Here is a 13,184-nt window from a genome sequence, read left to right on the forward strand (position 1 = left end):
ACACGAGTTTCACGCAATTCAGCAATGCCGTGATTTGTTCTTATTTAGTAGCTAAATTGGAGTGTTACAGAGGTTTGGACTTCTTGTTCGTCACCGACTACTGGCGTTGGAGTCGGGGCATCTGCAACTCTAGCTGCTAATGCTTCGCTTCGGTAGAATACAGGCGGTGGAGGCGTTGAACCATTTACTTGAATGCTAACGACTTCTTTGCGGGCGAGTCCTAAGGCGCTTAATGCTGCATCGGCTTGGGCTTGGGCATCTTGGGTTGCCTCTCGGATGGCTTGACGCTGGGCAGTGGCGATCGCGGCTTCATCGGCAATAAAGCTCACGCCATCAATTCGAGTTGCGCCTGCCTTGACGGCATCATCCATAATTGTGCCTGCCCGATCGGTGGGGACTTGGAAGCTAATGCTATTGGTAGCAGTGTAGCCAACAATTTTTTGTTCGCCATTGTTGCTGTAATCATAGCGAGGGTTGAGAGAAATACCGGTTGTTTGCAGCTTAGAAACATTGCGCGATCGCACCAATTCAACAACTGTTGCCGATCGCCGAGCGGCTTCTTGCTGAACTTTTTCTGCGGTATCCCCTTGCACTTCAACACCAAGCTGAACGCGAGATAAAGTAGTGGGAACCATTTCTGTACCTTGACCTGTGACCGTTAAGGTTCTCAGCATTTGTTGTTCTGCCATTGCTGGATTTACCATTGTTAGAGTTAGGAACCCGACGAAAAGAGGGAGAGCCGCGAAAACGCCAATTGAGCGTTTTGAAGACATTAGAGATTTCATAGAGAACTCCTCACAAAGAATTGCATTATTAATGAGTAATGGATAGGACTGAATGGTATCCTGATGCTCCTAATCTGGCATCTCTAAACTGTCTAGCAGAATAGGTTACCGTTTTAGAAACGTACTCCTTATATCGACTGACCCGCAATTCTTATGCCTCCTCAGACTCGTAAACAATTTGGTCAACATTGGTTAAAGAGCGAGGCGGCTCTGGATGCAATTGTGACAGCAGCGGGGATTAAAAAGGGCGATCGCGTTCTTGAAATTGGGCCCGGTACAGGGATTTTGACTCGGCGGCTATTACCTTTAGCGCAAGCTGTTCTGGCAGTGGAAATTGATCGCGACTTATGTAGATTGTTGGTTGAGCAGTTGGGCAAGCGAAATAATTTTCTGTTGCTTCAGGGCGATTTTTTGACGATGAATTTAGCCGATACGCTAGAAAGTTTTCCTAACTTTCAAAATCCTAATAAGGTAGTTGCCAATATTCCATACAATATTACGGGGCCAATTTTAGAGAAGCTGCTAGGGGCGATCGCCCTGCCTAATCCCAGTCCCTTTGATTGCATTGTGCTGTTGGTGCAAAAGGAAGTGGCAGAGCGATTATCTGCGCGTCCTAGCTCCAGGGCTTTTGGTGGTCTTTCGGTACGGGTACAGTATTTAGCAGACTGCGAGTGGATTTGTGAGGTTCCAGCAAGAGCATTTCAGCCACCGCCAAAGGTTGATTCGGCAGTCGTGCGGCTAACGCCTCGCCCTACTGCGCCACCCGCAAATGATCCGAAACGCTTAGATGCTTTGGTAAAGATGGGGTTTGCGACAAAGCGGAAGATGCTGCGAAATAACTTAACTAGTGTGGTGGAGCGCGATCGCCTTGCCCAACTTTTAGAAGAATTGAGTCTAAACTCTCAAGTTAGGGCAGAAGATTTGAGCGTGGCGAATTGGGTAGCGCTTAGTAACCGATTAAATCAAACTGAATTAAATCAAGTCGATTAAATCAAAATATGCACTCTTATTCTCTGATTGCCCCAGCCAAGATTAATTTGTACTTAGAAATCATTGGCGATCGCCCTGATGGTTACCATGAGTTGGCGATGCTGCTGCAAAGCATTGACTTAGCAGATCGGATTACCTTGCGCCCCAATGGCATTCAAACGATTCGAGTTCACTGCGATGATCCACAGGTTCCACTTGATGAAAGTAATCTGGCTTACCAAGCGGCAGCGCTGATGGCGGAACAGTTTTCAGAAGCTTACGGCCGTTATGGGGGAGTGGAAATTTCGATTCAGAAACGAATTCCTATTGGAGCAGGGTTGGCAGGTGGCTCGACGGATGCAGCGGCGGTGCTAGTAGGGTTGAACTTGATGTGGAGCTTGGGGCTAACGCAATCGGAGCTTCAAGAGTTAGGAGGAAGGCTAGGTTCTGATGTGCCGTTTTGTATTGTAGGAGGAACGGCGATCGCGACGGGGCGGGGTGAGCAGCTATCGTCGCTTCGCAGTTTAGACAATCTCTATGCCGTTTTAGCCAAATATCGAAATTTGCCTATTTCGACAGCGTGGGCATACAAAACCTATCGTCAGCAGTTTAAAAATACCTATGCCGCGCTCAACAATTTGGTAGAACGGAAACAGCGTGTGCATTCAGGCTCTATGGTGGCGGCGATCGCCTGTCAGGATAGTCAGCGAATTGGGCAGCTGTTGCACAATGATTTGGAGAAGGTTGTTCTGCCCGCACATCCCCAAGTTGCTGAACTACGAGATAAGCTTAGGCAACTTGAGACGCTGGGAGTGATGATGTCGGGTTCGGGGTCAACGGTGTTTGCGTTGATAGAATCACAGTTTCGAGCAGAGCGAGTTCGGCAGGAATTACGAGATCTGTTGCCCGATCCAAATTTAGAGATGTGGACAACACGGCTAATCAATATGGGAATCCAGGTAGTTCCATAGGGTTCAGATCTATCAGATGAAATCACACTCGCCCCCGAAAAGATCAGCAAGGAAAGGAATCTTTAAAAAAGAAATTAGGATAGTCATGGCAACTTCAACTCCAACCGAAAATTTAGTTCCTGCTACGCCCAGCCGCAAATCTACGCCATTGCGGTGTTTTATAGGGGCTTTGATTTCGGCAAGTTTGGCGATCGCGCTCTATTCTCTCACTGCATCTATTACTCATGCGTTTGCAGCGCAACCGCTCCCCAGGGGTAGTGTCGCTACTGCCAATATTGCCGTTGCAGTGCGCACTTTAGTTGTGGGCATGAGTACGCTGGGTACCACAATTTTTGCCATTTCGACGTTAGGTTTACTGGCACTAGGGATTCAACTGGTAATCTTGAATCTGCGTTCTGGGGCAAAGTTAGATGAATCAGCATAAGGCAATGTAAACCAAAATGTAGATCCTTCTCCAGGAGCACTGCTCACGCCAATTTCGCCGCCATGGGCGGAGATAATTTGGCGACACAAGTATAGTCCTAAACCAATGCCAGGAGAGCGAGAGTTACGGCGGGTATAGCGGTCAAACAAAAAATCACAATCTTCTGCTGCAATGCCACTACCATTGTCTTGAACGCTACATCGAATGGTGGTAGGTTCTAGGAGGGCTTGAACGGTAATAGTAATGCCTTGAAGGTTATGGTTTAAAGCGTTAGTGATTAGGTTCTCGAAGACTCGTCGAAGTTGAACGGGGTCGGCGCTGAAGGTGGGAAAGGTTGGAGAAACTAAGCAGATAAGGGTGGCTTGACTGACCGTAATGAGTGGGGTGAGATCTAGGATGATCTGGGGAACGAGTCTGCCCAGGTGGATGGATTCGTGGTGGAGTTCCATGCCTTGAATTTCGTTGTAATGAGCATCTAGCAACGAGTTGAGAAGACGAAGCTGGCGATCGCTTCCTTCTATCATTCGGGTAACAACAGAGCGAGAGATTGTCACAGAATCTTCAGAGTGACTGAGGATATCTTTGAGGACTAGCAGTGAACCCATGAGGGGAGTACGCAGGTCGTGGGAAACGGCATGGAGGAAGTTGTCTTTAAGCTGGCTGAGTTCCTCCAGTTCCTGCATTTTTTGTTGAAGTTGGGCAGTTCGTTCTTCGACTTGCTGTTCTAAGTTGGCATTGAGCCGTTGGATTTGTTGGTAAAGTTCAGCGAGTGCGGCTTCAGCAACTTTGCGATCGCTAATATCTGTTTCAACGCTGGTAACGATCCAGCAATTAGCAGTTTGGTCACGGCGAGAAGTAATCGCAGAAGAGATCCAGCAGAGAGAGCCATCCTTGTGGAAAAAGCGGTACTCAACGGTTATAGGCGTGATGCCTTGAGAGAGTTTCTGGTAAGCGGGGAAAATAATGCGTTCTAAGTCGTCGGGATGAATGCGCGATCGCCAGAGATCTTTGTTCTCTAGAAGTTCTTGCGGTGGGTAGCCAAATACGCGCTCACAGCCTGCGGAACGGTAGTCATATTCCCATGTGCCTTCAGTAGAAATGCGAAAGCTGGTAATGGAGGCGATCGCGCTATTGACAACATCTTTTAACTTTGCCTCGGACTGCTGCTGAGCTTCTTTCGCTTGCTCAAGCTTACGCACCAGTTGGGCAAGTTCTTGATTAACAGACTGAATTTTGAACCTGTGAGCTTCTAGCTGCTGATCTTTTTCATAGCTTGCCACGGCTTCGCTGACGATTAAGCTTAAATCTTGAAGTTGCCACGGCTTAGCAATGTAACGGTAGAGCTTGGCATCGCGGATGGCATTGCTAACACCGTCTAAGTCTGCCTGTCCACTGAGCATAATAGTCAGGGTTTTGGGCGATCGCTGATGAATCTGTTTTAACAACTCATCGCCCTTCAGCCCTGGCATCAAATAGTCTGCTAGAACCAGAGCAACCTCAGCGCCTGTCTTCTGAAGCTCATTCATCAGATCAAGTGCCTCTTGCCCACCTGCCGCCGTTTCGATAAGACAATGGCTGCCCAAAACCTCTTTCAGCACAATTCGCAGGCTTTCTAAGGCGAGGGGCTCATCATCAACACAAATAATGACAGGCTTATGCATAATGGCGATCGCGATTTCCACTGCTGTGGACAATTGCCTACTCTCATCCTACCCAACCCTAATGCAAATGGAAAATCAAGAGGGTGAGATGAAGCTACGATACTTGCGCGATCGCTAAAAGCCGCTCTGCTACTGTTGCCAGAACTGGAAGGACTGATAGTCGATTGCCCTGCCTCACCACCAAAAGTTCTTCGGGGGTAAAGGTTTGGCGGAGGGCATCTAGGGTAATGATCTCGGCAAACATTTGGTCAAACTCTATGGCTACTGTTTGCCAACGAGGAGCAGTAGGAGATGATTTGGGATCGAAGTATTTGCTGGTCGCTTCAAACTGGCTAGGGTCGATGATTCTGGCTTCTGCTACTTTTGCCAAACCGACAATACCTGGAGGGATTGTGTTGGAGTGGTAGTAAAAGATGCGATCGCCGGGCTGCATTTCCCGAAGAAAGTTACGAGCTTGGTAGTTACGAACGCCATCCCAAATCGTGGTGCGATCGCGCCTTAAATCGGCAATGCCATAGACATCGGGTTCCGATTTCATGAGCCAATAGTTCATGAGTGTTCTGTATCAGAGTTTCCTGTATCAGAGTTTTCCGTATCAGAGTTTAAAAAAATACGGGTAGGGTTTTCTTCGGGTGCAAGGGAATCTTCAGGAGAATCTTTAGGAGTCGGATGCTCAGAGGGTTGGGCGATCGCGGCAAGGTCGCTGCGAGGAATATCTTCCTCCCCTGATTCATCTTGTTCCATTGCAGGCAACTGCCGCCGAATTTGGATTTTGTCGAGACGAGGACCTTCAGCAGTTTCTACCGTCATTTCACAGCCGTTGTAAAGAAATTGTTCCCCGATCACTGGGATTTTCTGCATTTGAAAAATCAAAAAGCCGCCTAGCGTCTGGTACTCATCAGCTAGCGGTAAATCTAGAGTTAGAAACTCATTGACTTCTTCTAAGTTCATCTGGGCTTGCACCAGGAAGGTTTGGTCATCGATCATTTGGACGCTAGGTTCGGCAGGGCTTTCTTCACGCGCTTCTCCAATAATTTCGGCAACCAGGTCTTTTAGCGTGACTAATCCTGCTGTGCCACCAAACTCGTCAATGACTATGACCATTGCTTGTCCACGCTGCTGCATGAAGCTCAGTAGCTCGTTGAGCGGCATGTACTCAGTGACGAATTGGGCAGGTCGAATCCAGGGGTGAATGAGACTGTCTAAGGTTAAAACGCCTTGAACTAGCGGCTCTGCCAATTCTTTGAAGTAAATGATTCCCAAAATTTCATCCAGCGATTCGCCCATGACGGGATAGCGAGAATGACCAGATTCGGCGATTTCATGGAGCAGATCTTGAAAAGTCGCTTCTCTAGAAATTGCCATGAGGCTAGTCCGGGGAACCATGACTTCGCGGGCAGTGACTTCAGCAAATTCTAGAACGTTGGTGAGCAGTTCGCGTTCTTCTTGTTCAAGCTCCGGTGACTCAGAAGTTGTACTAATAATGAGTTGGAGTTCTTCGGGTGTGACCCGGTTATACCAGCCTTGACCAGTGTATTGAATGCCGACTAAGCGCAACAACAGGCGAGTGGACTGGTTTAAGCCCCAAATGAAAGGATTAAAGAACCGAGCGATCGCCAAGCTAGGCGTGCCCAAAAACCGAGCGATTTGCTCAGGATAAAGCAGGGCAAGGGACTTGGGGCAAAGTTCGCCCAACACAATTTGTAGGTAAGCGATCAGGGCAAACGCGGCAGGAATGGCGATCGAGTGAGAGAGAGTTTGGCGAGTTGCTAACGGTAACGGCAGCTTTTGAAATAGCGTTGTCAGCAGCACTGCCATTGTGCTTTCTCCAATCCAACCCAGCGCTAGGCTAGACAATGTAATGCCCAATTGGGTAGTAGAGAGCAGACGACCCAAACCTTGTTGTAAGTGCTGAACCGTTTTTGCCTGAACGTCTCCAACTGCTGCTAGTTGATTGATGCGCGATCGTCGTACCGAAACAATCGAAAATTCAGCTGTGACAAAAAAGGCATTAATGGTAATCAAGAGAAATACTGCAAACAGTCGCATAAACACATCCGACCCAGTTAGGGGAGGCAGTGTATCAGGGGCGATCGCGCCAACGAGGAAAAGAGACGGCATCACTTCTCCACTGGAATGCCCGACAACCGCAGTTGGACTTGCTGCTCAGGATAATCTGTTAGCGACAGAGACAAGCTTTGAGCCCCATCCAACAAGTTTAGCGGCACAGTAATTGTCCCTTTATCGGGTTCGCCATTAGGAGCCAACTCTTCAGGTAGACCTTGAGCAGAGGCACTTAATAACCGCCCTTGGTCGTTGGTAATTTCCATAGAGCTATAAAGAAACTGCACCGCTTTAGCGCTGTTATTCTGCATACTGATGTCCAGCACTAAGGAAGCACCCTGTTTACGAACTGCCTGCACGCCTAACGTCACCGCTCGGCTTTCAGCAAATAAAGGCAACCCAGATGCAGCATTAGTTTTGGGGCTAGCCTTAGCAGGCTCTGTCTTATCTGCTGTGTCTAAACTGGCGGTTCCAGCAGTGCCCCCCATCCGAGCCTTGACATTAGCGAGGATGTCACTCTCCTTTAAAAAAGCGAGACTTCCTTCCCGGCGCAAAGCCTTGCCTTGTGAATCCGTAATATTATTAATGGGGCGAGTATCGGGTTGGGTAATTCCTTTCAAGGCTTCTCTGCCTAGCTTATATCCCCAAGAAGCGCTGGTAATGCCTGCGCCCACCATCAGGGACAACAAAATTAGGGTTAAAGTTACGGTTGGATTAACTTTCACAATCTATAACGTCTAGAACTGCTTACTTATACTGCATCAGGATACAATAGGAGCCGAGCGTTGAAAAATTAAGGTTTGGTCAAAAGATTCTTTTTGAGAAACTCAAGAATCTTTCTGGGTCAAGCGCCGTTGACCGATTGGGGAGGTAGCGAACTCATAATTCGCCTTCAGGCTGGTTCGATTCCAGCACGGCGCACTAAAATTCATAAAATCTGAAGTTTGTCATCTGAAAAACGAGATTCAGAGCTAGGATAGGTCAGAATATTGAATGATCCCTTGATTCATGGGTTCTAATTCCTAGTGATATAGCCATTCTGAGCAGTTGCTCGAATTTTATGACTGATGACTTCAGCCCCGCACCAAAGCCATTTATTAATTATTGAAGATGACAAAGGACGGCGAGAATACACCCTCGATAGTCCCGTTTACTCTATTGGCAGAGATCCTAAATGTGACATCCGTTTGGTTTCTCAGTTTGTCTCGCGCCGCCATGCAACATTGGTACAACTTCCCAACGAAGATGGCAGTTGTTACTACCGCATTGTTGATGGCAATCTAAAAGGCAAGCCTAGTGCCAATGGTCTGCTGATTAATGGGCGTAAGTTTCAGGCTCATGATTTGCATGATCAGGATCGGGTGGTTTTTGGTCCACAGGTTCAAGCAATCTATTACTTGTTGAAGCGAGAAGCCATTACAACGGTTCCTCCTGATGAATACGACATTACGTTAATTAGTCCCAATATGACAGATGACCTAGAAGATCAGGAGGACGAAGACGAGGAGGAAGATGAAGAATTATAGAAGCGGCAAGAAAGTTAACCTTCACTGATGTTGTCTGGTGCTTGAGGAGGAACAGGATCGTAGCCGCCAGCATGGAAGGGATGGCAACGGGTGATGCGGCGGAGAGCAAGCCAACTTCCGCGCCTTGCCCCAAAACGGGCGATCGCTTCCACTGCATACTGTGAGCAAGTGGGCTGAAACCGACAGGTCGGCAAATAAAGCGGCGAGATCAAGGTTCGATAGCCTTTGATTAGTTTAATCAGCGCCCATTTCATGAAGTTGTAAATTTACTAAATAGCAGTTTAACAATCTTAGCCTTTTACACCGCTGCCTGCTTCAGTTGGGACGATGTAGCGCTGCATGATGCTAAAGAAAAACAAAATAGGTGCGATCGAAATGACGGAACCCGCAGCAATTAACCGCCAATCTAACGAGAAGGCTCCGGCAAGTTTGGCAACGCCTAGAGGCAGGGTGTAATACTCTGGACGATCTAAAATAATCAGTGGCCAGAGAAAGTCACTCCAAGAGCCAATAAAAACGAAGATGGCGAGAGTGACCAGTGCTGGACGGATGGAGGGCAGCATAATAAACCACCAGATTCCTAGCTCCGTGCAGCCATCGATTCGGGACGCTTCTTCGAGTTCTTTAGGAACACCTTGAAAGGCTTGGCGTAATAGAAAAATGCCAAAAGCAGAAGCGATCGCCGGGAAAATCAACCCTAAGTAGCTATTCCGTAATCCTAACTGCACCGTTAAAATATACAGCGGAATCATGACGATTTGAAAGGGAATCAGAATGGTAGAAACGACCAACGTAAAGATGAACTCACGCCCCCGAAATTCTAGACGCGCCAAGGGGTATGCCGCCAATGAACAGAATAGAAGATTGAGTCCGACGGTGAGGACTGCAACCAGCGCGCTATTAAAAAGGTACTGCCCAAAAGGATTTGACTGCCAAACCTGAACAAAGTTTTGAAAGGTAGGCTGTGCTGGAATGAGTTGAGGCGGGAAGCTAAAAATATCTTCAGTGGGAGATTTGAAGGCTGTGCTGACAAGCCAGATTAGGGGCAGAAGCATGATTAGGGCGATCGCCCCCAGCACTAAATAACGGGCTAGAGTTCCCCAGAATAATTGGATTTGTGAAGCAGGGGAGCGTTCGGGCATTGTTGAAAGTCGCTGCATTTTTAACACTACTCATTATGTCGTGATTAAGCGGTTCGAACCTGACTCAAAGAATTAGCAGCTTCGGTCGTTCATCTCAATCAGTTGTAAACTCTACATAAATCTTTGCAATTGCAGCCTCCATGCGTCGTCTCAAAAAACTGCGAGTTCTTCTGACTGTTCAAAATGCGATCGCCCTTCTCCTCTTGGTGGTTTGCCTCATTGCGGCGCGGAGATTCTTATCGTTTAATGTCCTCGACCCCTCTGAACTTTTGCGATCGATTCATGATCTAGGACTAATCGGCAAATTAATCTATGCAGCCATCTTAGTTTTAGCAGTTGTCGTTAGTCCCATCCCTGGCACGCCGCTCACAGTGGCGGCAGGCGCAGTCTGGAGTCCTTGGACAGCCGGAATTTACGGCACGTTGGGCGTGTTTGTGGGAAGTTTACTGGCTTATTTTTTAGGACAAACTTTGGGGCGATCGCTCATTCAGGTTTTATCAGGAAAAACAATCCACATTTCTAAGCATCGCGGCGAAACTTACATCGGCTGGCTATTATTTTTTAGCCACCTGTTGCCGATCGTGCCGTTTGACTTAATGAGCTACGGCGCAGGCATGATCCGCCTCTCCTTCCCGCTCTATGCAATGGCGACTTTGCTAGGAACGATTCCGGGCACGTTTCTATTAGCATACCTAGGGGCAAGCTTTACTATCAGTCCGTGGATGGGCGGGGCGATCGCCATTTTCTTTGCCGTCCTTCTCATCGTGGTGCCCTGGAAAATTCATCGGCACAACTGGTTTGGCATTCGGGATGTCATTCGGATTGAGTGATTGCTGTTACTGCGCGCTAGTTATCGTCGTCGCGCCTTACTGACCATTTTTCGAGAAAACCGCAGCTTCAAATCTTCCTGCTCTGCCCAATCTTGCACAATTTTAAAGAACATCTGGCGATCTTCGGCTTTCAGCACCGCAGTTTGGTCTGCTGTTTCAATCACGTAGGGATAGCCGCCGCCAATGATTACTTCGCCGCGCACCCAGTCCAAAACGCGATCGCTAATTCCTGTCTCAAACATCCACAGCGGCATTTCTAAGCGGGCAGGAAAATTTTCTTGGGTGGTTTTGAGATAGGTAAAGGCAATGCGGTGGCGTTGTTCCTGGTATTGTTCTAGAATGCCGTGGCGTTGACAGAGAAATTGAGGCGTGCGATCGCCCCATTCCATATATTTATTCAAAATTTGCGCATCGTGGATTGACTCTACTTCGGGTAATTGAAATAGGTGTTGCAACATATGCGTCAGGTCATCAGCTTGACTGGTGTCAATATATGCCACCAACGGCACCCGATATTTTTCACTGGCGCGCAGCAGTTCTAGGGCGCAATCTACATAAAACTGGCGGCTTTCTTCGTCAAAGCGATCGGCAAACGTCACCACTAGCGACCCGTCCAGAAACACCAGGCAATCTGTTCGATTGGCATTCGCTTTCATGTAATCAATTAGCTTCTGGGTTTCCATTTCAAAGCGGCGCATATTGACCCGCTGATCGGTCACTTCACCAGAAGCATCTCTTAGCTCTGAAGGAGTCATTACATCTAGATCAGTATCCTTTTCATAGCCGCCAGCGGGCAAATGCAGATTTTCAAACCAGCCAATTTGAACGAGGGCGATCGGGATGGAAAGATCTTTGCCGGGATAAATTTGGGAACCATCGACTGCAAAAGTTGTGATCCCGGTGAGGCGATCGCGCACCCAAAACAAACTCTGCTCTCGGCTCTGCCACACCAACTTGGAAGGAATCACCCCATCGCTCGATTCACCCAATGGCTCCAGCAACCTCGCCCCTACATCTAAAGGCAATTCCTGTAACTGCTCACGCAGGGCAGATTCTTCTGGCTCTAAGCGGGTCAACACCGCTCGGTATTGCTGCAATAGATGCCACGTTTCTTGGCTAAAAGTAGAGAATTCTTTGCGCTTACTGTTGAGAATGTCGTGGATTTGAGAAGGCTTCAGCGGCATGGGAAGGACAGAAAAATAGACAGCATGATGTTAGGAGCTTAAGAAGAGCTAGAACTCATTTCTTACATTTTTATATTTTACCGACTAAGGTACGGTTTGAAATTTCGTCTAGATTGCTTAATCGAAGGCAGCCTAATTTTAATCTTCACTTTGTTCTAAGGTTCTATGCGGTCGGTTGCTGCATTAGGGGGAAAAGAGGAAAACTTTATTGCAAAATATTAAGGACTGTTTCAATTGCAGGTTATCTGCAACACAAACTCAGAAACAGCCCCAACCTCCGTGATACCATCCATTTCGTAGCCACAGGAGACTAGGAGAAGACCTTTGACACTACGGGTTGCTGTTGTTGGATCGGGTCCGGCGGGTTCCTCTGCTGCCGAGACTTTGGTAAAAGCTGGAATCGAAACCTATTTATTTGAACGCAAGTTAGACAATGCCAAGCCTTGTGGTGGGGCAATTCCGCTTTGCATGGTGGCAGAATTTGAACTGCCTCCCGAAATCATCGATCGCCAAGTGCGCAAGATGAAAATGATTTCGCCTTCCAACGTTGAGGTCAACATTGGTCAAACCCTCAAAGATGACGAATACATTGGCATGTGTCGTCGGGAAGTGCTAGATGGCTTCCTGCGCGATCGCGCCGCCAAATTAGGCGCAAAGTTAATTAACGGTACGGTACACGGTGTCGATATTCCCTCAAATAATACCGATCCCTACACCCTTCACTACGCCGATCACTCCGATGGCAACGTTGAAGGCACGGCAAAAACCCTGCAAGTAGACTTGATCATTGGCGCAGACGGGGCAAACTCCCGCATTGCCAAAGCGATCGATGCCGGAGATTACAACTACGCGATCGCGTTCCAAGAGCGAATTCGTCTGCCCGATGACAAAATGGCGTACTACCATGACCTCGCAGAAATGTACGTGGGAGATGATGTCTCCACCGATTTCTATGCCTGGGTATTTCCCAAGTACGACCACGTTGCCGTCGGGACAGGCACGATGAAGGTGCACAAAGCCGACATTAAAAAGCTGCAAGCCGGAATTCGCGCCCGTGCTGCCAAACGCTTAGAAGGTGGCAAGATCATTAAGGTCGAAGCCCATCCCATTCCTGAGCATCCCAGACCGCGCCGTGTGGTGGGTCGGGTGGCACTGGTGGGCGATGCGGCGGGCTATGTCACGAAGTCTTCGGGCGAAGGCATTTACTTTGCGGCTAAGTCTGGGCGGATGTGTGCCGAAACCATTGTGGAATATTCCATGAAGGGCGATCGCATTCCTACTGAAAATGACCTCAAGGTTTATCTAAAGCGGTGGGACAAGGCTTATGGCATCACCTACAAGGTTTTGGATATCCTCCAAAGCGTTTTCTATCGATCGGATGCAACTCGTGAAGCCTTTGTAGAAATGTGCGCCGATATTGACGTGCAAAAACTCACGTTTGACAGCTACCTTTACAAAACTGTGGTGCCTGCCAATCCTTTAGTGCAGCTCAAAATTACAGCCAAAACTCTTGCTAGTTTGCTTCGGGGAAATGCGTTAGCGCCTTAATTTTTCAATCCTTAACTTCTAGGGGTAACCTTTGGGTTACCCTTTTTTGCTGTTTAAGCTGTCTCATACTAAAATTAGCG

General features: G+C 48.0%; 14 protein-coding genes and 1 tRNA gene. 7 read left to right on the top strand and 8 right to left on the bottom strand.

Annotated features, from left to right (window positions below; genetic code table 11):
- Positions 1-44: 44 nt before the first annotated feature.
- On the bottom strand, positions 45-773 hold the full coding sequence (locus tag KME11_08700) for an SIMPL domain-containing protein (GenBank protein MBW4515290.1): 729 nt from the start codon (positions 771-773) through the stop codon (positions 45-47).
- A 165-nt stretch (positions 774-938) separates the two neighbouring features.
- On the opposite strand from KME11_08700, the gene rsmA reads away from it, so the two are divergent.
- The 3 genes from rsmA (at position 939) to KME11_08715 (ending at position 3,149) form a co-directional block, all read left to right on the top strand.
- The gene (gene rsmA, locus KME11_08705; protein MBW4515291.1) at positions 939-1,775 is read left to right on the top strand and encodes a 16S rRNA (adenine(1518)-N(6)/adenine(1519)-N(6))-dimethyltransferase RsmA; all 837 of its coding nucleotides are present in this window, start codon (positions 939-941) and stop codon (positions 1,773-1,775) included.
- Positions 1,776-1,783: 8 nt separating this feature from the next.
- Positions 1,784-2,725 carry a 4-(cytidine 5'-diphospho)-2-C-methyl-D-erythritol kinase gene (locus KME11_08710; protein MBW4515292.1) on the top strand — a complete coding sequence of 314 codons (942 nt, stop codon included), beginning with the start codon at positions 1,784-1,786 and terminating at the stop codon, positions 2,723-2,725.
- An 85-nt stretch (positions 2,726-2,810) separates the two neighbouring features.
- Positions 2,811-3,149 (top strand): DUF3082 domain-containing protein, encoded by a 339-nt coding sequence (locus tag KME11_08715; GenBank protein ID MBW4515293.1) that lies wholly within the window; start codon positions 2,811-2,813, stop codon positions 3,147-3,149.
- On the opposite strand, the gene KME11_08720 is transcribed toward KME11_08715, so the two are convergent.
- From KME11_08720 to KME11_08735, 4 genes are all read right to left on the bottom strand, one after another.
- The gene (locus tag KME11_08720; protein MBW4515294.1) at positions 3,095-4,843 is read right to left on the bottom strand and encodes a PAS domain-containing protein; all 1,749 of its coding nucleotides are present in this window, start codon (positions 4,841-4,843) and stop codon (positions 3,095-3,097) included. The genes KME11_08715 and KME11_08720 overlap by 55 nt on opposite strands.
- A gap of 61 nt (positions 4,844-4,904) precedes the next feature.
- A complete protein-coding gene (locus KME11_08725; protein MBW4515295.1) occupies positions 4,905-5,363 on the bottom strand; it encodes an EVE domain-containing protein in 459 nt (152 codons plus the stop codon).
- A complete protein-coding gene (locus KME11_08730) occupies positions 5,360-6,931 on the bottom strand; it encodes a hemolysin family protein (protein MBW4515296.1) in 1,572 nt (523 codons plus the stop codon). Before KME11_08730 ends, KME11_08725 begins: the two co-directional genes overlap by 4 nt.
- A complete protein-coding gene (locus tag KME11_08735) occupies positions 6,931-7,599 on the bottom strand; it encodes a hypothetical protein (protein ID MBW4515297.1) in 669 nt (222 codons plus the stop codon). The genes KME11_08730 and KME11_08735 overlap by 1 nt, the downstream gene beginning before the upstream one ends.
- A gap of 123 nt (positions 7,600-7,722) precedes the next feature.
- Between KME11_08735 and KME11_08740 the strand changes: the two genes are divergently transcribed.
- Positions 7,723-7,795, top strand: a tRNA-Ile gene (locus tag KME11_08740).
- A gap of 146 nt (positions 7,796-7,941) precedes the next feature.
- Positions 7,942-8,400: an FHA domain-containing protein gene (locus tag KME11_08745; protein ID MBW4515298.1), complete on the top strand. Its 459-nt coding sequence runs from the start codon at positions 7,942-7,944 to the stop codon at positions 8,398-8,400.
- Positions 8,401-8,414: 14 nt separating this feature from the next.
- Here KME11_08745 and yidD read toward each other — a convergent pair whose 3' ends face one another.
- On the bottom strand, positions 8,415-8,654 hold the full coding sequence (yidD, locus tag KME11_08750) for a membrane protein insertion efficiency factor YidD (protein MBW4515299.1): 240 nt from the start codon (positions 8,652-8,654) through the stop codon (positions 8,415-8,417).
- A 36-nt stretch (positions 8,655-8,690) separates the two neighbouring features.
- Positions 8,691-9,542 carry a carbohydrate ABC transporter permease gene (locus KME11_08755; protein MBW4515300.1) on the bottom strand — a complete coding sequence of 284 codons (852 nt, stop codon included), beginning with the start codon at positions 9,540-9,542 and terminating at the stop codon, positions 8,691-8,693.
- A gap of 158 nt (positions 9,543-9,700) precedes the next feature.
- Between KME11_08755 and KME11_08760 the strand changes: the two genes are divergently transcribed.
- On the top strand, positions 9,701-10,372 hold the full coding sequence (locus KME11_08760) for a TVP38/TMEM64 family protein (GenBank protein MBW4515301.1): 672 nt from the start codon (positions 9,701-9,703) through the stop codon (positions 10,370-10,372).
- A gap of 20 nt (positions 10,373-10,392) precedes the next feature.
- Here KME11_08760 and KME11_08765 read toward each other — a convergent pair whose 3' ends face one another.
- Positions 10,393-11,556 (bottom strand): DNA double-strand break repair nuclease NurA, encoded by a 1,164-nt coding sequence (locus KME11_08765; GenBank protein ID MBW4515302.1) that lies wholly within the window; start codon positions 11,554-11,556, stop codon positions 10,393-10,395.
- A 324-nt stretch (positions 11,557-11,880) separates the two neighbouring features.
- On the opposite strand from KME11_08765, the gene chlP reads away from it, so the two are divergent.
- Positions 11,881-13,104, top strand: a complete 1,224-nt coding sequence (chlP, locus tag KME11_08770) for a geranylgeranyl reductase (GenBank protein MBW4515303.1) — start codon at positions 11,881-11,883, stop codon at positions 13,102-13,104.
- Positions 13,105-13,184 lie beyond the last annotated feature (80 nt).

This window comes from Timaviella obliquedivisa GSE-PSE-MK23-08B (genome assembly GCA_019358855.1).
Lineage (GTDB): Bacteria > Cyanobacteriota > Cyanobacteriia > Elainellales > Elainellaceae > Timaviella > Timaviella obliquedivisa.